This is a genomic window from Candidatus Poriferisocius sp. (assembly GCF_965204015.1).
Taxonomy (GTDB): domain Bacteria; phylum Actinomycetota; class Acidimicrobiia; order Acidimicrobiales; family Bin134; genus Poriferisocius.
The window spans coordinates 1127536-1150715 of record NZ_OZ241965.1 but is presented as its reverse complement, the minus strand read 5'-3'; the positions used below and the strand labels follow the sequence as shown (position 1 = coordinate 1150715).

The following is a 23180-nucleotide window of genomic DNA, read 5'->3' as shown; positions in this document are numbered from 1 at the left end:
AATGTCCGACTGGCGGCTGGCGGTTGACATCGGGGGCACGTTCACCGATGCGGTGCTGTTGGACGCGGCCACCGGTGAGGTAACGGTCAACAAGGCCCTCACCACCCCGGCCGCCCCCCTTGAGGGGGTGCAGGCCGCGGTGGGCCAGCTCTTGAGGCGAGCGGGAGTGGCCCCCGGTGAGATCACCGCCCCCATCGTGCACGCCACCACGCTGATCACCAACGCCCTCATCGAGAACAAGACGGGCCGGGCCGCCCTGGTCACCACGACCGGCTTTGGCGACACCCTGCTGATCCGCGACGAGCACCGCTACGACATGTACGACCTCCAGATCGAGTTCCCCGATCCGCCCATCAGCCGGGAGCTCACCTTCGAGATCGACGAGCGCACCGCGGCCACCGGGGATGTGCTGGTGGTGCCGTCGGCGGCCAGTATGGCCGCGCTGGTCGACGAACTGACCCAAGCCCGGGTCGAATCGGTGGCGGTATGCCTGCTCAACTCCTACGTCAACCCGGCCAACGAGCGGCTGCTGGCCGCCGAGCTGCGCCGGGAGCTGGGGGTGCCAGTATGCGCCTCGGCCGACATCTCGCCCCAGATCCGGGAGTACCCCCGCATGATCACCGCGGCCTGCAACGCCGCCACCATGCCCATCATCGGCCCGTACCTCGACGAGCTCCAGAAGTGGCTGTCGGCCGAAGGGTTCGGCGGGTCGGTGCTAATGATGCTGTCCAACGGGGGAGTGGTGTCGGCCGACGACGCGGCCGCCGCCCCGATCCGCCTGGTGGAGTCGGGTCCGGCCGCCGGGGCTCTGGCCGCCCGGTGGTTCGCCCGCCGCATGGGAGAAGACCGGCTGCTGGCCTTCGACATGGGAGGCACCACCGCCAAGGCCACCCTCGTGGAAGACGGGGAGCCGGCGCTCACCAACACCTTCGAGGTGGCTCGGCGCTATCGGTTCAAGAAGGGATCGGGGTTCCCGGTGTCGGTGCCGTCGGTCGATCTGGTGGAGATCGGCGCCGGGGGAGGAAGCCTGGCCCACCTCGACCAGTTCGGCCTGCTCAAAGTGGGTCCCGAGTCATCGGGGGCCGATCCCGGACCGGCCTGCTATGCGCAGGGGGGCGATCAACCCGCGGTGACCGACGCCGACGTGGTGCTCGGCCTGCTCGACCCCGATGCCTTTCTGGGCGGCGACATGCCCCTGGATGCTGGCCTTGCGCAGGAGGCCCTTGAACCCCTGGCCGACGGCTTAGCCCTGTCAGCCATCGACACCGCCGCGGGGATGTACGAGGTGGTCAGCCAGAACATGGCCGCCGCCGCCCGCATGCACGCGGTGGAACGAGGGGTGGATCTGCGGGGGGTCACCGTGTTGGCCTTCGGCGGGGCCGGCCCGCCCCACGCCTGCCGGGTGGCTGAGCTGTTGGACTCGGATCGGGTGGTGTTCCCGGTCAACGCCAGCGTGCTGTCGGCCTTCGGAACACTGGTATCGCCGGTGCGCATCGACCTGGCCCGCTCCATGCCGGTGAAGCTGGCCGAGGTGGCGCCCGTGGAGCGGGATGGGCTGCTGGACGAGCTCCGGGAGGAGGGCCGCCGGGTGCTGCTCAGCGCCGGTGTGCCCGAGGCCGACATCAGCTTCCGCTACGGCATCGACGCCCGCTACACCGGCCAGGGAAACGAGATCACCATCTGGGTGGGCGAAGGCAATGCCTGGGAGGCCCCCGACGACGAGGTGATCGGGGCGTTCGAAGCTGAATACCGCCGCATCTACGGCATGACGATTGATGATGTGCCCATCGAGGTGGTCACGTGGCGGTTATCGGCCCGGTCCGACCCGGCCGAGATCGCTGATGCCGAATCGTCTCCAACCACCGCCGACAGCCCTCCGACCCCAGCATCCACCCGCACCGCGGTATTCGGCCGAGAGGAAGACGCGATGGAGGTCCCGGTGTACCGCCGGGCCGATCTGGCCATCGGGATGTCGTTTCCCGGCCCGGCGCTGGTGGAGGAACGAGAGACCACGTCGGTTATTCGCCCTGGTTGGCGGGTAACGGTTGCCGGTGACGCCAGCCTTGTCGCCGTTCGGGAGGAGACATGACCCAAACCACCTACGACCCTATTCAACTGGAGATCCTGTGGCAGTCGCTCATCTCGGTGGTGAACGAGCAGGCCCGGGCCCTCCAGCGGGCCGCGTTCAGCCCTATCGTGCGCGAGGCCGGCGACCTGGCCAACGCGGTGTTCGATAAGCGGGGCCGCATGGTGGCCCAGGCGGTCACCGGCACCCCCGGCCACATCAACTCGCTGGCCATCGGGGCGGCCAACATGCTTGACGAATTCCCCCCCGAGGCTCTCGAGCCTGGCGATGTGCTGGTTACCAACGACCCCTATCTCACCGCGGGCCAGCTGCTAGACGTGACCGTGCTGGTCCCGGTGTGGCGCGCCCCGGCCGCCGGCGGCGATCCCGTGCCCATCGCCTACTTCGGCTCCACCATCCACCACACCGACGTGGGCGGCTACGGGATCGGCGCCGGAGCCCGGGACTGCTTCGAAGAGGGCCTGTGGATTCCCATCTGCAAGCTCATGAAGCAAGGCGAGCGCAACGAGGACGTTTGGAAGTTCATCTTGTCCAACGTCCGCCAGCCCGACCACATGGCTGGCGACCTGCACGCCCAGATGGCCTCAGGTGAGGTGGGCGCCCAACGGCTGGCCTCACTGTGCGACGCCTACGACCTCGACGACATCGAGGAGCTGGCCGACGAGATCATCGACCGCTCCGAAGCGGCCACCCGGGCCAGCATCGCCGAGCTGTCCCCCGGCGAATACCAAGCCGACGCGGTGCTCGATCTGGCCGACGGCAGCCGTATCGACATCGTGTGCTCGCTGCGGGTGGACCCCGATGCCGGGGAGATAATGGTGGACTACGCCGGCACGTCGGAGGCCAGCCCGTGGGGCATCAACGTGGTTCGCAACTACACCCACGCCTACACCACGTTCACCGTGCGCTCGGTGCTGAACCCCGAGATCCCCAACAACCACGGCAGCCTGGCCCCCATCAAGATGGCTGCCCCCGAGGGGTCCATCGTGAATGCGGTGCTGCCCCAGCCGGGCACCGCCCGCCACGTGGTGGGCATGTTCTTGCCCAACGCCCTGCTCAAGGCCCTGGCCCAGGTCAAGCCAGAGGAGTCCATGGCCGAGGGGGCGGGCGCGGTCTGGACCATGCAGGTGAGCGGCAATCACGACGACGGCACCCCGTTCATCACCGCTATGTTCACCTACGCCGGAGGGGTGGGGGCTCGGGCGTCCAAGCCGGGATTGGACGCTTGCTCCTATCCCACGGGGGTGAGCGCGGTGCCCATCGAGGTGGTGGAGGCCTCCGCGCCGGTGCGATTCACCCGCAAGGCCCTGCGCCCCGGCTCTGAGGGGCCGGGAGCCCAGCCCGGCGGCAAGGGCCAGACCATCGAGTTCAGCGTGGACACCTCCCGCCCTTGGCTGCTCAACGCGGTGACCAGCCGCCTCTCCGACCCGCCGCAGGGCATCTTCGGCGGCGGCCCCGGCGAGGCGGGCTCGTTCCAAGTCAACGGCGAGCCGGTCACCACCCAGAGCCGGATCACCCTCGACCCCGATGATGTCGTGCGCCTCGATCTGCCCGGCGGCGGAGGCTACGGGGCACCCGAAGCGCCCGATGGCTGATCCAGTCACGTTCTCGTCCGTTTGGCAACGAACGGTCGAGCGGGATGGCGATGCCGTTTTCTTGATCTTCGAGCGGCCCGACGGCACCACCGCAACCTGGACCTACGAGCAGTTTGACGCCGCCATCGGCGATGTCGCCGCCGGGTTGATCCAGCGGGGCGTGGCCCCGGGCGATTCGGTGCACTTGGCGCTGACCAACACCCCGGCGTTCGTGGCCCTGTGGCTGGCCGCCAACCGGCTGGGGGCATGGATCGTGCCGTCCGACCCCATGGGCAAGGTGCCGGAACTGGCCGACCACATCGAGCGCACGAAGCCCCAAGCGGGCTTCTGCGCCACCGACCGAGCCGAGGTCTACCGCCAAGCCGCGGCGCGCAATCCCGAACTGGCCATCACCGAGGTGGATGAGGCCACCGGCGTACTCGACGCGCTCATGGGAACCGCTCGAGTGGACTGGCCCACAGTGGATCCTGGGGCCCGGGCCGCGGTTATGTTCACCTCGGGGACCACCGGGCGGCCCAAGGGGGTGGAGATCACCCAGGCCAACTATGCCTTTTGCGGCCAAACCATGGCCGAGCGGGCCGATCTGGCCCCCGACGACCGCCAGTTAGTGGTACTGCCCCTATTCCACGCCAACGCCCAGTACTACTCCTTCGCCTCAGCCATCTGGACCGGAGCATCGGTGGCGCTGATGCCCGCCTTTTCGGCCAGTGGCTTCTTGGCCCAGGCCGCCCGCCACCAGGCCACCTGCGCCAGCCTGTTCGCCGCCCCGATGCGGATGATCCTGGCCCGGGGCGCGCCCGTCGATGGCATCACCCTGCGCCACTGCTGGTACGCCCAGAACATCGCCGACGACCAGTACGAAACCCTGGCCGAATGGCTGGGATGCCGCCCCCGCCAGCTCTACGGCATGACCGAGACCATCCCCGCGGTCCTCACCGAGCCGGCCGAAAGCCCGGTGCCTTCTTCCATGGGCCAGGTCACCCCCGGCTGCCAGGTGATGGTGCGCGACGGCGAGGTGCTGGTGGGGGGAGAGCCGGGGGTGACGCTGTTCGCCGGATACTTGGACGATCTCGCCACCACAGCGGCCTCGTTCACCGACGACGGCTGGTTCCGGACCGGCGACCGAGCCCGCCTCGACGAAGACGGTCGCCACTACTTCGATGGCCGCCACTCCGACGTGCTCAAGGTAGCGGGGGAGAACGTCTCCATCGTCGAGGTGGAGTCGGTGTTGGCCAGCCACCCCGCAGTGCTAGAGGCCGCAGTGGTGGGAGCTCCCGATCCGGTGCGAGATGAGGTGCCGGTGGCCTTCGTGGTCCCCGCCGACCCGACCAGTGCTCCGTCCAATGACGAGCTGTCGTCGTGGTGCCAAGAGCGGCTGGCCAAGGCCAAGCTGCCCCGGTCGTTTACGCTGATGGACGAGCTGCCTCGCACCAGCGTCGGCAAGATCCGCAAGTTCCTGCTACGACAAGAAGCAGAGGCGACAAGGGGGTGACCACATGACCATGTTGACTAGTGATTTGCTGGCATCGTTCGACGATTCCATCACCGATGTGGCCACGGCGGTGACCCTTCCCCCCGAGATCTACACCTCAGATGAATTCCTGGCCTTCGAGCGCCAAGCGCTGTTTGAGCAAGAGTGGTGTTGCGTCGGTGTAGCCAGCCGCATCCCCGAGACCGGCGACTGGTTCACCGCCACCGTGAGCACCGAGCCCGTGATCGTGGCCCGCCAGCGGGACGGCAGCGTCGCGGCGTTCTCGGCCATCTGCCGCCACCGGGGCATGCAGGTGGTGGAGGGGGAGGGCAATAGCCGCTCCTTCCGGTGCCCGTACCACCACTGGAGCTACCGCCTCGACGGCCGCCTGATGGGCGCCCCGGCCATGGAGCAAACCGAGGGGTTCGACAACGACGACTGGGGCCTGCCCAATCTGGCGGTGGAGCTTTGGCACGGGTTCATATTCGTCAACTTCAATCCCGACGCTGCGCCGCTGGCCCCCACCCTGGAGCGGTACGAGCCATACCTAACCAACTACGAGCTCGACAACTGCGTGTGCCCCGGCACCTTCACCCTCGAAGACCTGCCCTGGAACTGGAAGGTCATGTTCGAGAACTTCAACGACGGCTACCACGCCAACCGCCTCCACCAGGTGATCCAAGACTTCTGTCCCTCAGAGATGGCCCGGTTCCCGGTGCCGTGGTCGGACGACTCCAACGTGATCTTCCGGGAGAACGGCTACACCCACATCGACGGCGGGTTCAACGCCACCCGCAAGGCCCTGCTGCCGGTGTTCCCCCAGCTCACCGAGGAGGAGCGGTGGCGGTCCACGTTCGCCCTGATCCCCCCCACTCTGTGCTTCGGCACCGCCCCCGACCAGGCGTTCTTCTTCATCGTGCGGCCCACATCGGCCGAGACCATCGACGTGGAGATCGGCTACCTGCTGCACCCCAGCGCGCTGGAGCACCCCATGTTCGACCACCTCTTCCAAGCCAGCGACGAGGGGGTACAGGTGTTCGTGGCCCAAGACCAAGACGCCACCACCAAAGTTCAGCGGGGCCTGCGATCCCGCTTCGCCGTACGAGGACGGTACTCCTGGCAGGAGGAAACCCACGTGCAGTTCAACCGCTGGCTCGTCCAGCGCTACCGCCAGCACTGGCCAATGAGCATGATGTCGTCTGACGGGGCATGATTAAGGCTCTGGTCTGGCTGAAACAGATCGCCCATACAGGAGGGGAACCCATGACGAAGCGAACGAATGGCCGACTTCGGCTGTTGATGGTGTTGGCCGCACTGTTATCGGTGCTGGCCTTAATGGCCGCGGGTTGCGGCAATGATGACGACGACGGCGGGGGCGCGGCGGTCGAGGCGCCTGCGCCTGAGCCTGAGCCGATGGATGACGAGCCCGAGCCTGAGCCTGAGCCGATGGATGACGAGCCCGAGCCTGAGCCTGAGCCGATGGATGACGAGCCCGAGCCTGAGCCTGAGCCGATGGATGACGAGCCCGAGCCTGAGCCTGAGCCGGAGCCCACCGAGCCGCCCATGGACATGGAGTTGCAAGCGATTCTGGACACGTTCGACGCCAACGGTGACGGCACCCTCACCATTGGTGTGGCGGCCGCCGGGCCTCGCGACGACCAGGGCTACTACCAGGCACTGGTGGACTTCGCCGAGGAGTTCTCCGCCGAAAACGGGTTTGCTCCGCCCATCGTGAGCGACAGCATCGGCGCCGCCGAAGCTGCTCAAGCCATGTCGGATCTAGCCGCCCAGGGCGTGGACGTGATCTTGGTGGGGGCCAGCGAGATCGCCGAGCCCCTGGCCGACCTCACAGAGCAGTATCCCGACATCTTCTGGTACTGCAACTGCGGTGCCGGGTTCCCGGAGATATCCGGTCTGGCTCAGGCCACCGACTGGGGTTCGCCCATCCACTACACCGCGGGCGTGGCCATGGGGGCTGCGTTGCAGGACCACGGCGGGGATACCGCAGTGTTCCTGGGTTGCTGCGACCTCGGCTTCGAGAAGGAGGCCTACAACGCCACCGTGTACGGCCTCCAGACAGTCGACCCGTCGTTCACCATGGAGTACGTCGCCACCGGCGCCTTCCCGTTTGACTTCGACAACTCGGCCAACGCCACCGCCGCGCTCACCAACGCCATTGCCGAAGGGGCCACCCTGGCCTATGCCTACCTGGGTGGGGCGCTGAATCCGGTCGGCCAACTGGCCACCGACGAGGGAATCGCGGTGTTCGCCGCTGGTCCGGCCGACATCTGCTCCCGCGACGACGGGATCGCGTGGACCGGTGCCATCGTGTTCGACGGCGGGCGATATGCCCAGCAAGCGCTGCCCCGCATCATCTCTGGAGACTTGACCGAGGGTGCTACCTACCAGTTCCCAACCCTGCAAGGTCTCAATGGCGGCGAGCTGTGCGACCCGTCGGCAGAAGCAGAAGCACTGCTGGCCGATGCCTTTGATGCTGTCGCCAACGACGGCGAGCTGCTCGGCGTGCTCGGCGGGATCTCCGGCGAGGCCTACGGCGGCGGGTGACCGACGCAACGACCGAAATGACCGGCGCCGGGGGGCCTGACCCCTCGGCGCCTGCGGTCGAACTCGTCGGCATTTCCAAGCGCTTCGGGGGGATCGTCGCCTGCGATCAGGTGGATCTGACCCTGCACCGGGGCCGCATCCACGGCATCCTGGGCGAGAACGGCGCGGGCAAGTCCACGCTGATGAAGGTGCTCATCGGATTGGTGCTGCCCGATGCGGGAACGGTCCGCATCGACGGCCAGCCCCGCACCATTCTCGATCCGCTGGCCGCGGCTGCCCTGGGCATCGCCATGGTCCACCAGCACTTCAGCCTGGTCGACCAGCTCTCGGTGTGGGAGAACGTCGCTCTCGGTGAGGAGGGTCGGCTGAAGTCGGCGGGAGTGCGCGACCGGGTGGCAGCCATCAGCCAGCAGTACGGCCTCGACATCGATCCCGATGCCCGAGTGGGCGAACTGACCGCCGGCCTGCGCCAACGGGTGGAGATCATCAAGTGCCTGCGCCGCGACCCCCACATCCTGGTGTTCGACGAGCCCACCTCGGTACTCACCCCTGAGGAGTCCGAGCAGCTGTTCAGCACGCTACGGGATGTGGTCGCCGCCGAAGGTCGAGCGGTGGTGCTGGTCAGCCACAAGCTCGACGAGGTGCTGCACGCCACCGACGAGATCACCATCATGCGCCAGGGCCGGGTGGTGGATCGCCGGCCCACCCAAGAGGCCGACGCCCGCAGTCTGGCCCGGGCCATGGTGGGGCGGGAGGTGTCGTTGCGCTCCGAGCGGGCGGCCTTCGGCATCGCCGATGTGGAGGAACCGGCCGATATCGAGGAACCAGCCGATGCCGACCCCGAACGCCAGCCGCCCGCGGACACGGTGATCTCCGATGAGCCGGTGTTGCGGATCGAGGGAGTCTCGGTGCGGGGGCGGGGCGGGGCGAGGCTGCTCGACGACATCAGCCTGGACCTCCGGGCCGGTGAGATCGTGGGCGTAGCCGGCGTGGAGGGAAACGGCCAGCGGACCCTGGGTGATCTGCTGTCCAGTCTCATTCCGCTCGATGCCGGTCGGGTGGTGGTGAACAACGCTTCGGTGCCGGCCAACTCTCCCGGCGCCATGGCCAAGGCGGGAGTGGCGGTGATCCCCGAAGACCGCCATGACTCCGGTGTGGTTCTGGACATGACGGTGGCCGAGAACCTGCTCATGGTGGACCCCCATCGAGTGGCCCGCCACGGAGTCATGGACAAGGGCAAGGCCACCGAAACGGCCCAAGAGATGATCGAGGAGTTCGACATCGGCTGTTCGGGGCCCGACGCCCCGCTGTGGTCGCTGTCGGGCGGCAACCAGCAGCGGGTGGTTCTGGCCCGAGAGCTGGCCGCTGAGCCCGATGTGCTGGTGGCCGCCCAGCCCACCCGGGGCCTGGACGTGGGGGCCATCGAGTACATGACCGACCGGCTGCGCCAAACAGCGGCCGACGGCGTGGCCGTGCTCCTGATCTCTAGCGAGCTGGAGGAAATCCTGGAGTTGGCCGACCGCATCGTGGTGATGTCCCGGGGCCGAATCGTCGGGGAACTCACCCACGAAGACGCCAACCTCGAAACCCTCGGATTGCTGATGGGCGGAAGCACCGAATGACTGTGTCAATCACACCTGACGGCCCTGGGCTGTCGCGCCGCCCACCTGAAGGGGGAACTGCACCGTGAACCGCGGCGCTCGCCTAGCCGAGTGGGTGGCGCTGTATGCGCTGAGCGTGGTCGTGGCCATCGCCTTGTCCAGCGTGATCGTGGAGGCCACCGGGGGCGACTGGTGGCCGGTGGTAGAGGCCTTGGTGGATGGCAGCATCTTGGCGTCCGGGCGCTGGGGAGAGACCCTGGGGGTGGCCGCCCCCCTGCTGTTGGTGGCGTTGGGCACGGTGATCTCGGCCAAGGCGGGCTTGATCAACATCGGCCAAGAAGGCCAGTTGCTCATGGGCGCGGCATTCGCGGTGTATTTCAGCTTCCGCATCGGCGGTCCCGGCCCGCTGAACGTGGTGGTGTTGTTGCTGTTCGGCGCTTTGGGCGGGGCAGTGTGGGCGTCGCTGGCTGGGCTGTTGCGCTATTGGCGGGGAGTGCCCGAGGTGCTGAGCACCCTCCTGCTGGTGTTTGTGGCCATTCAGGCCGTGGGATACGGATTGAAGTGGCAATGGCTGCTATTGGCCGACGAGGCCAGCCGAGGCAACCGCAACCTGGTGAGCGAGCAGTTGGCCAAGAACAACCGGATTCCCCGCCCCGACATATTCGGCAACGAGTTTCCCATCACGGTCTATGTGGCGCTGGCGCTCGCTTTGGCGGTGGCCTACGTGCTGGCCCGCACGGTATGGGGCTTTCGGCTGCGGATGCTGGGCCACAACCCTAGGGCTGCCCAGCGATCCGGGGTGTCTTCCACCACCTACGGCGCCACCGCCTTGGCCATCGGCGGAGCCTTCGCCGGCCTGGCTGGGGCGGCCATGTTCGCCGGCGGCGGTTTCTCGTTCGGCAACTACCGGCTCGTGCCCGGCTTCTCCGACAACATCGGCTGGACGGGCCTGCTGGTGGCGCTGATGGCCCGAGAGCGGGCCCTGCCCGCGGTGGTGGCCGCCTTCGTGTTCGCCATGCTGCGCACCGGAGCGGGCTTCGTGAACAGCACCGGGGTGGAGAGCCGCATCACCGACGTGGTGCAGGGCCTGCTGGTGCTGGCCCTGCTGGTTCCCCCCGCAGTGATCTTCCTGCGGGATCGACGCCGGGCCCGGGCCGCGGCCACCGAGAGGGTGTGATGTCGTGCTGATCGATGCGACGCCAACTGCCAGTGAGGAGGGCCGGTCATGGTGCTGATCGACTTCTTCTCCGCGGTGGGCGATGTGCTGTCCAGCGAGTCGACCTACATCAACGGCGCGCTGTTCGCCGCCCTGCTGGCGTTCGCGGCCACCGGGGAATGGGTGGCGGAGCGGTCGGGCACGTTGAACATATCGGTGGAGGGAATGCTGCTGAGCGGGGCCTTTGGCGGCGCGCTCGGCTATCACCTGGCCGAATCGGTGGCGGTGGGCTTGATGCTCGGTGCAGTGGGCGGGATGGTCATCGCCGCGGTGCAGGCCGAGATGAGCCATCGCCTGACCGCCGATCAGTTCGTGGTCGGCCTCACCCTGAACATCTTGGTCGTCGGGCTCACCGGGTTCTTGGACCGAGAGATCGACCCTCGGGCCGACTATGCCTCCGAGGTGGAGATCCCCATCCTGGTGGACATCCCCCTGTTCGGGAAGGCGCTGTTCGGAGAGCCGTGGCCGTTCTACCTCCTCTACGGGCTGGTGCCGCTGTCGTGGTGGCTGGTGTATCGCACCCGGTGGGGCTTGGAGCTGCGGGCCGCGGGGGAAAACCCCCAGTCGGCCGACGTGAGCGGGATCGACGTGAATCGCCGCCGCCGCCAGTCCATCTACTACGCCGGAATGACTTCCGGACTGGGCGGGGCGTACTTCCTGTTCGCCCGGCTGGCCACCTTCGACGACTCGGTGATCGGCGGCCAGGGGTTCATCGCCATCGCCGCGGTGATCTTCGGCGGCTGGACCCTGTGGGGCACCATGGCCGGATGCGTCCTGTTCGCCGGTGCCCTCTCCTTCCAGTTGTCGCTGCAAGGACTGGGCTATGAGCTCAACACCGAGTTGTTGCAGGCCCTGCCCTACCTGGTCACCATCGGGGCCATGGCCATCTTCGCCAAACGAGTTCGACCCCCAGCCGCCTTGGCCCGACCGTTCATCCGTGGTCTGAAATAGACGGGCTGAGACCAAGGAGAGCGGCGATGAAGGCGATGCGATACCACGAGCCCGGTGGCCCCGACGTGCTCCGCTACGAGGAGATTCCCGACCCCGAGCCCGGCCCGGTGGACGTGGTGGTGGATGTGGTGGCCACCGCGCTGAATCGGCTGGATGTGGTGCAGCGCAATGGCTGGTTCGCCATGCCCGGTTTCACCCTGCCCCACATCGCGGGCATGGACGTGGCCGGGGTGGTGTCGGAGGTGGGTGACGAGGTCGACGGCGTGGCCGTGGGCGACCGGGTAGTGGTCGATCCGTCGCTGGCCGGGGTAGACGACCGCTCCAAGCTGGGGGGCCGGGGCGACCTGTACGGTGAGCTGGGCATCATCGGAGGCACCGTCGACGGCGGCTACGCCGAGCGATGCCTGGTGCCGGCCTCCCACGTCTATGCAGTACCCCACGCCATGTCGCTGGAGACCGCCGCCACCTTCCCCACCTGCTGGCTGACCGCCGTCCATGCCCTGTTCGATGTGGGTGGGCTAGCCGCGGGCGAGACGGTGATGATCCACGCCGCCGGGTCGGGCGTGTCAGTAGCCGCCATCCAACTGGCGGTAAACGCTGGTGCCACCGTCTTGGCCACTGCGGGCACCGACGAGAAGTGCGAGCAGGCCAAAGAACTAGGCGCGGCCCATGTTCTGAACAACCGCACCGGCGACGTGGCTGGCTGGGCGAGGGAGCTAACCGAAGGAGCCGGAGTCAACATGGTGTTCGACCACGTAGGCACCGCCCTCTTCGGCCCGTCCCTATTCGCCCTGGGCATCGGCGGTCGGCTGGTGAACTGCGGCAACTCCTCCGGCGACGAAGCCGTCATCCCCTCGCTGGGCTACGTGTTCCACTCCGGCATCAAAATCCTGGGCTCCGACCCCTATCGCCCCGAAGAGTTCGCCCCCGCCTGGGACACCTTCTGCGCCAACAGCTTCAACGCCGCAATCGACTCACTATTCGACTTACCCAACGCCGCCGAAGCCCAAGAAAAAATGCTAACCAGCAACTTCTTCGGCAAAATCCTGCTCAAACCCTGATCTGGGCTTTCGGGAAAACAAGTGGCCGATTCCCCGTATCCCGAACTAAAGAAATCCCACGTCCCCCAACGAATAGGCCGCCCCTGGACCGACCACAAACCCCCACCGTCGGCCCCGGTATGGGCAGTGATCGGCGGCCTCGGCTCATTCCACGTGTTGGTTGCCGCCCTAGAGCTAGGGGTATTCGATGAGTTGGCCAACAAGGGAGCGACGCCGGGCATCCCACCGGTAGTGACTGCAAGTGAACTGGCCAAAGAGCTCGAGGTCTCTGCCCCTCATCTTGAAGCGCTGCTCGACTCGCTGGCGGTGCTTGGGCTGTTGGAGCGAGTGGGTGGTCGCTACGGCCTAAACGACACCGCGGTCCGCTATCTCACCACCGATGGTGCCGCGTCAATGGCATCACTAGTGCCCGTGGCCCCCGGCCCACTGGACAACTGGTCACGACTAGCCGACACCATCCGAGCCGGCCGCCCCGCCCACCCCATCGACGATGATCCAGCCGAGTTCTACCGCCCTCTAGTGGAGGGCACCTTTATGACAATGCTCCGAGCCGCCACCAGAGCCGATCTTCAATTGCGCTACAGCGCAATGGCGGGGCCGCGGGTGCTGGACTTGGGGGCAGGCGGAGCCCCTTGGGCCATCGCCATACTCAAGGCCTGCCCCGAAGCCACCGCAGTTATCAACGACCTAGACGGAGTAATCGAAATAGCCCACCGCACCACCACCGAATACGGCGTAGCCAACCGCTGCCAATTCCGCCCCGGCGATTTCCACACCATCGACATCGAGCCGGAGGGCTACGACATCGTGGCACTGGGCCACGTCTGCCGCACCGAGGGGTCCGAAGGCTCTCAACGTCTCATCGCCAGAGCCCACGAGGCCCTACGCCCCGAAGGCCGCCTCCTACTGGCTGACTATTTCGTAGCCCCCGAGCCCCAATGGAGCCCTCACAGCGCGTTGATGGGCATGACCATGATGGCCAGCACCGTCCACGGCTTCCCCATCACCGCAGCCCAAACCGCTGAATGGCTCCAGGTCGCCGGCTTCGAGTCCCTCCGCCTCATCGAACCGATCGGCCACCAATACGCCTACACCGCCACAAAACCCCCACTCCAAAACAAGCAGGTGAATTGATGGATAGCAAGCCAAGGGCGGCGGCTAACTCCGGGACCACGAGGAGAGGTGGGGCGGTGGGTGGCCCGGCTCAGGGCGCCCGCCGCCCGGACCCCGCGGAGGACGGCGGGCTGGGCCGGGACAGGACCCGCCGCCCCACCGGACCAGCGCCAAAAACCCCAAGGAAGCCGCCGCCCGGACGCGCGCGAAACACGAAAGGAACACAATGACCGAGAGCATCGACACCCTAATCAAAGCCTGGTACGTCGTAACCATGAACCCCACCCGCGACATAATCCAAAACGGCGCAGTAGCCATAAGAGGCAACCAGATAATCGACGTAGGCAAGTCATCGGATCTCGAAACCAGATACGAAGCAACCGAAACAGTAGGCGGCGACCGATTCGTAGTAACGCCGGGGCTGGTCAACACCCACATCCACATCACCGGCGAGCCCCTAACCAGAGGCTACGTCCCCGACGACACCCCCTTCGAGGAAAACGTGTTCCAGTGGCTGTGCCCGCTCTATTCGGTATACACCGCCGAGGAGGAGCGCTTGTCGGGCCAGTTAGCCGCGGTGGAGATGCTCAAATCGGGCACCACCTGCTTCTTGGAGGCAGGCACTATTCAGTTTGTCGACGAAGTGATGGACGGCCTCGACGAGGCTGGCATCCGGGGCCGGATCGGCAAGTGGATATGGGATCTGCCGCCGGAGCCCAGCGTGTACCGCCAAGACACCGACGAGGCCATCGCCAACCTGCGCGACACCGTCGAGCGGTTCCAAGGCGCGGCCGGCGGGCGGCTGGGGGCATGGTCGATGGTGGTGGGCCACACCACCTGCTCTGACCCCTTGTGGCAGGCGGCAAGGGCCACCGCCGACGAGTACGGCGTGGGGCTCAGCTTCCACATGTCTCCGGCCGCGTTGGATCCCGACACCTTCATCGCCGCCTTCGGCCAGCGCCCCATGGTCCACCTCGGTGAGCTGGGGGTGCTGGGCGACGACACCGCCATCACCCACTGCGTCCACGTCGACGACCACGAGATCGGGCTGCTGGCCGAGGCCGGAACGTCGGTGGTCCACTGTCCCACCACTGCGCTGAAGGTGAGCTACGGCGTGACCCAGATCGGCAAGATGCCCGAGATGGTCACCGCCGGGGCGAACGTGAGCCTGGGCACCGACGGCAACAACGCCTCCAACTACTCCGATCTGATGCGGGCTACCTACCTGGTGGCCGGGCTGTTCAAAGACGCCCGCATGGACCCCCAGATGTTCCCGGCCGAGAAGGCCTACGAGATGGCGACGTTGGACGGGGCCCGCACCATGCTGATGCAAGACGAGATCGGCTCGCTGGAGCCGGGCAAGCTGGCCGACGTCGTGCTGCACGACACCGACCGCCCCGAGTGGCGCCCGCTGTTGAACGTGATGAACCAGCTCGTGTGGTCAGCCGACGGCCGGGGCGTTCACACCGTGTTCGTGGACGGCCAGAAAGTGGTGGAGGACGGTCGCATGACCACCATCGACGAGGACACCTTCTACGCCCGCTGCCAGCAAGCCGGCGAGGCCGTGGTGGCCCGCTCCGGCCTCCCCGACAAAGCGAAGTTCCCCATCTGGTAGCCGGGCAGCCGCCTAGGAATACAGCTCCCGCTTGACGATCTTGCCCGCCGCGTTGCGGGGGAGGGGAGCGGGGCGGATCTCCCAAACGGTGGGCACCTTGTAGGGGGCCAGTACTCCCAGGCACCACTGGGCCAGATCATCGGGATCCACCGCGGCATCTCCAGCGGGCACCACCACGGCCTTCACCTCTTGGCCCATCTCGGGGTGGTCCACGCCGAACACCGCCGATTCGGCCACCGAGGGGTGGGCGTCGAGGCGGTATTCGATCTCGATGGGGTAGATGTTCTCGGCGTTGCGCAGGATCATGTCCCGAGCCCGGGAGTTGATGTAGAGGTAGCCGTCGTCGTCGAAGCAGCCGATGTCGCCGGTGTTGAGCCACCGGTCCGAGTCGATGGTTGCCGCGGTGGCCTCGGGGTCGTTCCAGTAGCCCAGCATGGTGTAGGCGCTGCGGCACCAGATCTCGCCTTCTTGCCCCGTGGGCAGCGCCCGGCCGTCGGGGCCGCGAATCTCGGCTTCGAAGCCGATGGCCACCCGACCACACGAGGTGGGCCGCTCCCGGTACTCAGCCCCGCCGATGCCGGCGATGACCGCCACCGACTCCGACGACCCGTAGCCCATGCCCACCGAAGGTGCGGCGTTAGGAAAGGCTTGGCGTATCAGATCTAGCACCGCCGGGCTGGTTGGCGCCCCGCCGAAGCCCACGTTGATCACGCTGGAGGTGTCGAACTGGCCGAACCGGGGATGGTTCACCAGCCGCGAGCCGATGCTGCCCAGGGCGGCGAAGGTGGTGACGCCCTCGTCCTGGATGAGCTGGAGCACCCCCTCGGGATCGAAGCGGCCCCGGCGGTACACGATCTTGCCCCCGGTGACCATGCCGATCAGCGTGGTGCCGTACAGCCCCGAAACATGGAACAGGGGAGAGGTGCCCAACGTGACCGATTGGGCCGGATGGCTGGGGGCCGAGCCGTCGTCGGCCGGTGGGTTGGTGCGCAGCTCGGCGAACACCCGCACCGCCCCGTTCATCATGGTGGACTGCACGAAGCCGATCAGCCCCCGATGGGTGGCCACCGCCCCCTTGGGCCGCCCGGTGGTGCCGCTGGTGAACAAGATCACCGCCGCATCGTCCTCGGCCAGGGCAACGTCGATGTCTTCGAGGGCGGTTCCAGCCCCGGTGGCCATGAAGTCGGCCCAGTCGTCTTCGATCACCAGACAGGGGGCATTCGTAGCGCCCGTGCCGGAGCGCTCTAGGCGGGGGCGGTCGGCGATCACCAGCGCCGGTTCGCTCAGCGCGGTGGCGTAGTCAACCTCATCGGCGGTCCACCAGCCGTTATAGGCCGACACGATGGCGCCGATGCTGGTGGCGGCGAAGAACGACACCACCCACTCCGGGCGGTTGGCCGCGAAGATGGCCACCCGGTCGCCGTGGCCGATGCCCCGCTGTTGCAGCGCCGCCGCCGCCGCTGCCACTTGGGAGATGAAGTCGTCGAAGGTGTGCCGCTGATCCTCCAGCACCAGAAACTCCCGGTCGCCGAAGTTGGCGGTGTTGGCCACCATCTCCCGCAGCGAGCGCATCCGGCTGGTGAACACCGCCGCCGGCTGCCCCAGCACCTCCTCGGTGGTCAGCTCGAACATCCCACCGGGCCCGGTCAGCTCTTGGATCACGTCCTCACGAACACCCACGGCCCTGAACCCTAATCATTGGCTGGGTTCTTTCACTGGTCGCAGATCAGCTTCGACGGGCTGGACCCAAGCCGGAGGCTCTATCGTGGCCCTATGACCGAGGTCGTTATTGTCGAAGCCGTTCGCTCCCCGGTGGGCAAGCGAAACGGCGGTTTGTCTTCTGTTCATCCCACTGGCCTGCTCAGCCAGGTGCAGTCGGCCGCGGTGGAGCGGTCGGGCATTGATCCTGCCGCCATCGGCCAGGTGGTGGGCGGTTGTGTCGACCAAATCGGGGCCCAGGCCATGAACGTCACCCGCACTGCCTGGCTCACCGCCGGGCTGCCGGAGGAAACGGCGTGCAGCACGGTGGACTCCCAGTGCGGCTCATCGCAACACGCGGTGAACCTGGGCTACAGCCTGGTGAAGTCCGGCGTGGAGGATGCGGTTCTGGCCTGCGGAGTGGAGAGCATGAGCATCGTGCCCATCGGGTCGAACGCCACCGCCGATGGGGTGGGCCGACCGGTGACCCGCGACTACTTTGCCAACTACGAGTTCACCTCTCAGTTTGAGGGTGCGGAGCGGATGGCCGACAAGTGGGGCGTCACTCGGGAAGACTGCGACCGTTTCGGGCTGTCCTCTCAGCAGCGGGCCGCCCGGGCTTGGGACGAGGGCCGATTCGAAACCCAGATCGTGCCCATTGAAGCCCCCGTGCTGGATGATGACGGCAAGAAGACCGAGGAGACAGCCACCATCAGCGTGGACGAGGGCATGCGGGAGACCACGCTGGAAGGGCTGGCTGGCCTCAAGCCAGTGGCTCGGCCCGACGGCGTCCACACCGCCGGTTCGTCATCGCAGATCTCCGACGGTGCCGGGGCGGTGCTCATGATGACCGCCGATCGGGCCAGCGAGCTCGGCCTCACCCCGAAGGCCCGAGTGGCCGAGACCTGTCTGGTGGGGTGCGACCCGGTGCTGATGCTGGAGGGGCCGATCCCGGCCACTCACCGGCTGCTGGAACGCTCCGGGCTGACCATCGACGACATCGACGTGGTGGAGATCAACGAGGCCTTCGCCTCGGTGGTGCTGTGCTGGGCCGCCGAGCACGAGCCCGACATGGAGCGAGTAAACCCCAACGGTGGTGCCATCGCCCTAGGGCACCCCCTAGGCGGTACCGGTTCAATCCTGGTCACCAAGGCGCTGCACGAACTAGAGCGCACCGACGGCCAGTGGGGCCTAATCACCATGTGCTGCGGCGGCGGCTTAGGCACCGGCACCCTCATCGAGAGGATCTAGCTCCGTCGCAGGTTCCCCGGAGGCTTATGGCACAGAAGGGGGTGTCAGCTAGCCGGCCGCCCGCAGCGGGACTAGGTATAGGTAGTTGTAAAGTGAGAAATAGTTAAAAAGTGATAAGAAGTTAAAAGCAGGGAGTCAGTGTGGCTGGCGTGACCCCCTGTGTTTGGTCCACCTGTTGTGACAGTCCGTTGTCCGGTGCCCTTATCGAACGCCTCAAGTCCCGCTGCGTCCCCAAATTCGAAAGGGTGGCCATCCTCACCGGAGATTCGAATGGGACTGCTGCGTTCGAACGCGGGCTTCTGAGCGTGCGTGGGCATTTCGGGCGTCGATTGGAATGCTCTAGCGCTCTGACCTGTTTCGTTGTGCCCTGAGCGCGGTGATGAAGTCCTCTGTGCTGGCGTGGAAGGTGCAGTCGGAGAGGTCCGCAGCAGGCCCCTTGCCGGTATCTGCATCAATGTCGGCAAGCGTCAATCCGCCAGAATGTGCCTTGGTGCGGTTCTTGCGCCATGAAACACTCCGCATCAGGCGAAACGCCATTGCCATCCCAGACCCTTCTGTGTGGAACCTATTGCCACCCGACCCTATCTGCCGCTAAGTGTCAGGGGATCCCGCTGCACCCCCGAAACCGGAATGGTGAGTGCCGGTGTTCTCGTCCAGCGTAGCGCTGGCCGCCGTAACCGGGTCTATGAGGCTGAGGCCATCACCGACGCCTTTGCCGCCGCCACAAGGATTTCGCCCGTCAACTTCGAGCGGGCCGGGCCGGACATCTAGCCAACTTCTTCTGCCAGGAGCGCGGAAACGGGCCGTAACTGCGAGGTGCATAGCTGGAAGAACAGCGCGATTCGTGGCAGGGCCACGGCAGCACAAAGCGCTCTCGGGCAGTAGCTTGGAATAGCTACACGTGTAGGTGCTAGCGTCGAAATTGGAGCGGAGTTTCAACCCATTTGGAACTATTACATTTTCATACCGTATGCTTGACTTCGCTGGCGCTGGTATGCTGAGGACTGCCGATAAGAACAGAGGCATCAACTACTCGGCTCATCGTGGACGGGCTAATCTGATGCCACTGGCCTACCAAGGAGAGACACCGCAATGGGCGAGCGACGTGAGATAGCTGGGCAGCAGCGTTCGGGGTATTCGCCGCCCCGCAGGGTGCTGGACGCGCCTCCTCCTCCACTGCGGAGACAATCAGGTCAGTCAGACACGACTCCACGTCCGAGGGGCCACGGAAGCTCCAGATAAGTGTTCGGGGCTTTTCTCAGCCTTGTAATCCTCGGGTTCATCATCCTCCCGGGGATCAGTTATAGGACAGGAAGAGAGCTGGGTCGCCAGACCAAGGGCTTTCCTGGGTTCCGCGAGACCGCTCTTCTGCTATTCCCAGGTATCGTTGCCGTCGCTGGCGGACTCGGCGTATTTGCCGGCATCCGAGCGTGGTTTCCTGACCACACGCCCAATGTCGGTGAATTCGCAGAAGACTACTCTGGGTACTTCAGCGACCACTATCTCTACCTGCTGTGGTGGGGTGTGCTTATCATGGCGGGATCGTGTCTCGGTGCATTCGGGTTCGGGAAGCTCATCACTTGGATAGACGACAAGCGTGCAATGACCATCAGGTCCGCGTGGGGAAATTGGCTGACCTACAGGTGGTATCGACCGAAGAAGGAGGACAGGTATGGCGACAAAGACACAGCCACCTTCGTGGAGTGCTACCTGACCGACGGCTCTGTGATCGCGGGCTACGTCGAGAGTTTCAACGCCGGGCTGGAGGAGACACAGGAGCGAGATATCTGTCTTCACAGCATCATGTACTGGCCTCCTGATATGGACATGGATGGGCCGCCTCTGGCACGAGGCTCCGAATCCGATACATTTTCGGGCCCGGACCCGGCGCGGGCCATAATCAGCGCCAAGCGCATCAACTTCATGCTCGTGTCTTACGTCCGTATCATTCCGGGCGAAGACCCGATTGGCTATCCCATCTAAATGCGTTCACTATTCTCCGTCTTTCTGGTATCCGCTTTGATCGGACTGTCGGCCTGCCATGACTCAGATGACACGGACTACAACAGCTATCTGGAGTTCACCGAGTTGATGGAGAACGAGGAGAAACGCGTCCATGTCCAGCTCATTGCGGACTGCGAGGCAGATGGCTTCTCGCTCGACAACTGCGTCCGAACCTGGGAATGCCTCTGGCCCGTGATGGAGGAAGTGGTGGTGTCCAACGACTACGCATGGTCCGACCTAGGGCTGCGACCCGGCTCCGAACCGGGCGTGCTGGAGAGAAACCGCGCGCTGAGCGGCGGGAACAGCTATTTCTATCCATTGTGGCTTTACATCAACCCGAACCAGCACCGCCTTCTCCTCCAATGCCAAGAGGAGGAAGAGGAGCGGCTCCGCAAAGAACTGGAGGACGAAGTGCTCTGGCAGCGCGAGATATACGGAGACGACCAATAGAGCGAAGGCTGGTCTGGGTCTGACCTCTTGTTTTCGCCTGCCTCCTATAACGAAGAGAGCATAGAAACAGCACCGGAAGAAGAACCGGCTGGTGCATCGGCAGGCTCCCTGCCAGAAGAGCTAGAAGACCAGTTCGACCCGGACGGGGTGCACACCGCGGGGTCGTCATCGCAGATCTCCGACGGTGCCGGGGCGGTGCTCATGATGACCGCCGACAGGGCTAGCCAACTCGACCTTGCCCCCAAGGCCCGAGTGGCCGAGACCTGCCTGGTGGGGTGCGATCCGGTGCTGATGCTGGAGGGGCCGATTCCGGCCACTCACCGGCTGCTGGAGCGCTCCGGTCTGGCCATCGACGACATCGACGTGGTGGAGATCAACGAGGCCTTCGCCTCGGTAGTTCTGTGCTGGGCCGCCGAACACGAGCCCGACATGGAGCGGGTTAACCCCAACGGCGGGGCCATCGCCCTGGGCCACCCGCTGGGCGGCACCGGCTCGATCCTGGTCACCAAGGCGCTGCACGAACTAGAGCGCACCGCCGGCCGGTGGGGCCTCATCACCATGTGCGGCAGCGGCGGACTAGGCGGTGTCGACAAAGCGGTGACCTGGGGTTTTTAGACTTATTGTTTGTGTTCTTCGGACCAAAACCATCCGTGCCACACGAACAGGCCGCGCAGTGCGCCCTTTTGTTCAAGCTGGTGGTTCATTGCCCTCGCGAAACGGCTCCACCTTTTTCCACTTTGGATTGCGTCGGTGTAGTACTGGTCATCTTCTGGTGAGTAGCACACATAGATTCCTCGGAAGATCAGCGTGAATACGTTGTTCCAGAACAGGGTGAGGGTGACTGTGAGGATTGTCGCGATGGTGATTTTGAGGGGCCATTCGAGCCACCAGAAGATGAAGTCGGACCAGTCCATCTAGCGGAGGGGGCGTGAGCCCCACACGTTCCGGGGCTGGGAGGGTCGGTGGGGGCGGTGGGTTTGGGCGTGGGCTTTGAAGTCCGAGCAGCGGCAGAGTGGTGGGTGGGGTTGTGGCGGGGTAGCACGGGACGAGCGTTGCAATAGCTCTTTCCTTTCGCATGGACGACTGGCCCCCGGTTACCGCCGGGGGTTTTGTCGTTGTTTGAGGGTTGAGTGTAGCTGGGGGGTGTGTGTGTCGAGAGCTTTATCAGCCGTTCGCGGGAGCCGTTATGGTTCCCCTTCGGGTCGGCTGGTAGTGCTCTCGACAAGACATCTGCTCCCGCTTGAAGGGGGGCCACCATGAAGGCCCCGACCGCCCTGTTCGCCGCTGCCCTCGTTGTTGTGGGGCTTGTATCTGCTTGGGGGTGGGAGCTTCCTCATCCGATAGCCAACTGGGATGTCGAGCTGGACAGCGACTGCCTGGAACGGGTGATGGTCGCCGAGGAAGCCGTTCGGCGACTGGAGCGCAACTGTGGAGGGGATACGGCGCTGCCCGCGGAGTGGCTGGTGCGCCGAGCGGAGAGCGCGGCATCGAGCACTATCGAGGGTGTGTACCCGTCTGCCCGCCGGTTGGCTCGGGCCGAGGCCCAGCTGGGTCTGTTCGGGGAACAGCCCCGTCCGAACGACATCGAGGCTCTGAGAAACGTCACCGCCTTCGAACATGCTTTGGAGACCGCCGCCCACGACAGGCCATTGGCGATCGAAGACGTCGTTTCCGTCCACCGCATCCTCATGGGGGAAGACGACCCCCATGCCGGGCAGATCAGGACCAGTCAAAACTGGATCGGCCCGGGCCAACTCTGGTCAACCCCGTTGAACGCCTCCTACATCCCGCCGCCTCCCGAATGCGTGCCGGCCTTGATGGAAGATCTGCTTGAGCGGGTCAACCGGGGAAAGGGACATCCACTGGTTGAGATGGCTGTTGTGCATGCCCAGTTCGAGATGGTCCACCCGTTCGGGGATGGAAACGGGCGTACGGGCCGGGCGCTGATGCAGATGATGTTCCAGCGCAGCCGGCTGGCGCCGCCCTGTACCCTGCCGGTCAGCTCGGCTTTGGCCGTTCGCAAAGACCTCTACATCGCATCTTTGGGTGAAACGAGCGTTGTCGTCCCGCCCGACGACCCCGTCAGGTCGCGGGCGGTTCGGAAATGGATCATCATCGCGGCCGATGCCGTCGCGGAGGCCGCCGTCTACGCCGAGTTCCTCATCGGGCAGGTGGCGGGGATTAAGAGTGCTTGGGAACACAAGGTTGCCGCCCATGGGTATGGGCGCACCGCGGCGCGGCGGTTGCTCGATCACTTGGCGGCTCATCCGGTTCTCAACGCGGAGAAGGCGGCCGAGTTGCTCGGGGCCTCATGGCGAACCGGAGCGCGCAGCCTTGAGCAGCTGCAAGAGGCCGGTGTACTTGTCCAGCGCAGCGCTGGCCGCCGCAACCGGGTCTATGAGGCTGAGGCCATCACCGACGCCTTCGCAGCCACAAGGATTTCGCCGGTCAACTTTGAGCGGGGCGGGCCGGACACCGAGCCACAGGATTGACTGGCCCTGCG

20 protein-coding genes are annotated in these 23180 nt (G+C 65.8%); 17 read left to right on the top strand and 3 right to left on the bottom strand.

Features of this window, described 5'->3' with window-relative positions; translation table 11 throughout:
- Position 1: 1 nt before the first annotated feature.
- From ACOGJC_RS05255 to ACOGJC_RS05205, 11 genes are all read left to right on the top strand, one after another.
- Complete coding sequence (locus ACOGJC_RS05255; RefSeq protein ID WP_419847460.1) at positions 2-2089, top strand: hydantoinase/oxoprolinase family protein; 2088 nt, start codon at positions 2-4, stop codon at positions 2087-2089.
- On the top strand, positions 2086-3681 hold the full coding sequence (locus tag ACOGJC_RS05250) for a hydantoinase B/oxoprolinase family protein (RefSeq protein WP_419847459.1): 1596 nt from the start codon (positions 2086-2088) through the stop codon (positions 3679-3681). Before ACOGJC_RS05255 ends, ACOGJC_RS05250 begins: the two co-directional genes overlap by 4 nt.
- The gene (locus ACOGJC_RS05245; RefSeq protein ID WP_419847458.1) at positions 3674-5173 is read left to right on the top strand and encodes a class I adenylate-forming enzyme family protein; all 1500 of its coding nucleotides are present in this window, start codon (positions 3674-3676) and stop codon (positions 5171-5173) included. The genes ACOGJC_RS05250 and ACOGJC_RS05245 overlap by 8 nt, the downstream gene beginning before the upstream one ends.
- A 4-nt stretch (positions 5174-5177) precedes the next feature.
- Positions 5178-6365, top strand: coding sequence for an aromatic ring-hydroxylating oxygenase subunit alpha (locus ACOGJC_RS05240; RefSeq protein ID WP_419847457.1), 1188 nt, complete (start codon positions 5178-5180; stop codon positions 6363-6365).
- 50 nt (positions 6366-6415) lie between these two features.
- A complete protein-coding gene (locus tag ACOGJC_RS05235) occupies positions 6416-7717 on the top strand; it encodes a hypothetical protein (RefSeq protein ID WP_419847456.1) in 1302 nt (433 codons plus the stop codon).
- On the top strand, positions 7714-9339 hold the full coding sequence (locus ACOGJC_RS05230) for an ABC transporter ATP-binding protein (RefSeq protein ID WP_419847455.1): 1626 nt from the start codon (positions 7714-7716) through the stop codon (positions 9337-9339). The genes ACOGJC_RS05235 and ACOGJC_RS05230 overlap by 4 nt, the downstream gene beginning before the upstream one ends.
- 64 nt (positions 9340-9403) lie before the next feature.
- The gene (locus ACOGJC_RS05225; protein WP_419847454.1) at positions 9404-10495 is read left to right on the top strand and encodes an ABC transporter permease; all 1092 of its coding nucleotides are present in this window, start codon (positions 9404-9406) and stop codon (positions 10493-10495) included.
- 48 nt (positions 10496-10543) lie between these two features.
- Positions 10544-11485: an ABC transporter permease gene (locus ACOGJC_RS05220; RefSeq protein ID WP_419847453.1), complete on the top strand. Its 942-nt coding sequence runs from the start codon at positions 10544-10546 to the stop codon at positions 11483-11485.
- A 26-nt stretch (positions 11486-11511) separates the two neighbouring features.
- Positions 11512-12546, top strand: coding sequence for a zinc-binding dehydrogenase (locus tag ACOGJC_RS05215; RefSeq protein ID WP_419847452.1), 1035 nt, complete (start codon positions 11512-11514; stop codon positions 12544-12546).
- Positions 12547-12567: 21 nt separating this feature from the next.
- Positions 12568-13680 (top strand): methyltransferase, encoded by a 1113-nt coding sequence (locus ACOGJC_RS05210; protein WP_419847451.1) that lies wholly within the window; start codon positions 12568-12570, stop codon positions 13678-13680.
- A 205-nt stretch (positions 13681-13885) separates the two neighbouring features.
- Positions 13886-15274 (top strand): amidohydrolase family protein, encoded by a 1389-nt coding sequence (locus ACOGJC_RS05205; RefSeq protein WP_419847450.1) that lies wholly within the window; start codon positions 13886-13888, stop codon positions 15272-15274.
- 12 nt (positions 15275-15286) lie between these two features.
- Here the strand turns inward: ACOGJC_RS05205 and ACOGJC_RS05200 are convergent, their stop codons facing one another.
- The gene (locus ACOGJC_RS05200) at positions 15287-16954 is read right to left on the bottom strand and encodes a class I adenylate-forming enzyme family protein (RefSeq protein WP_419847449.1); all 1668 of its coding nucleotides are present in this window, start codon (positions 16952-16954) and stop codon (positions 15287-15289) included.
- Between the two features lie 93 nt (positions 16955-17047).
- Between ACOGJC_RS05200 and ACOGJC_RS05195 the strand changes: the two genes are divergently transcribed.
- The gene (locus tag ACOGJC_RS05195; RefSeq protein WP_419847448.1) at positions 17048-18223 is read left to right on the top strand and encodes a steroid 3-ketoacyl-CoA thiolase; all 1176 of its coding nucleotides are present in this window, start codon (positions 17048-17050) and stop codon (positions 18221-18223) included.
- Positions 18224-18562: 339 nt separating this feature from the next.
- Here ACOGJC_RS05195 and ACOGJC_RS05190 read toward each other — a convergent pair whose 3' ends face one another.
- The gene (locus ACOGJC_RS05190; protein WP_419847447.1) at positions 18563-18766 is read right to left on the bottom strand and encodes a hypothetical protein; all 204 of its coding nucleotides are present in this window, start codon (positions 18764-18766) and stop codon (positions 18563-18565) included.
- 90 nt (positions 18767-18856) lie between these two features.
- Here ACOGJC_RS05190 and ACOGJC_RS05185 point away from each other — a divergent pair, with 90 nt between their 5' ends.
- The 4 genes from ACOGJC_RS05185 to ACOGJC_RS05170 all read left to right on the top strand — a co-directional run bounded on the left by ACOGJC_RS05185 (position 18857) and on the right by ACOGJC_RS05170 (position 21292).
- Positions 18857-18994, top strand: a complete 138-nt coding sequence (locus ACOGJC_RS05185; RefSeq protein ID WP_419847446.1) for a hypothetical protein — start codon at positions 18857-18859, stop codon at positions 18992-18994.
- 471 nt (positions 18995-19465) lie between these two features.
- Positions 19466-20206 (top strand): DUF6338 family protein, encoded by a 741-nt coding sequence (locus ACOGJC_RS05180; RefSeq protein WP_419847445.1) that lies wholly within the window; start codon positions 19466-19468, stop codon positions 20204-20206.
- On the top strand, positions 20207-20677 hold the full coding sequence (locus ACOGJC_RS05175; RefSeq protein ID WP_419847444.1) for a hypothetical protein: 471 nt from the start codon (positions 20207-20209) through the stop codon (positions 20675-20677).
- Between the two features lie 27 nt (positions 20678-20704).
- Positions 20705-21292, top strand: a complete 588-nt coding sequence (locus tag ACOGJC_RS05170; RefSeq protein ID WP_419847443.1) for a hypothetical protein — start codon at positions 20705-20707, stop codon at positions 21290-21292.
- Positions 21293-21294: 2 nt separating this feature from the next.
- Here ACOGJC_RS05170 and ACOGJC_RS05165 read toward each other — a convergent pair whose 3' ends face one another.
- Positions 21295-21591 (bottom strand): hypothetical protein, encoded by a 297-nt coding sequence (locus tag ACOGJC_RS05165; protein WP_419847442.1) that lies wholly within the window; start codon positions 21589-21591, stop codon positions 21295-21297.
- 342 nt (positions 21592-21933) lie between these two features.
- Here ACOGJC_RS05165 and ACOGJC_RS05160 point away from each other — a divergent pair, with 342 nt between their 5' ends.
- Positions 21934-23169, top strand: a complete 1236-nt coding sequence (locus ACOGJC_RS05160) for a Fic family protein (RefSeq protein WP_419847441.1) — start codon at positions 21934-21936, stop codon at positions 23167-23169.
- Positions 23170-23180 lie beyond the last annotated feature (11 nt).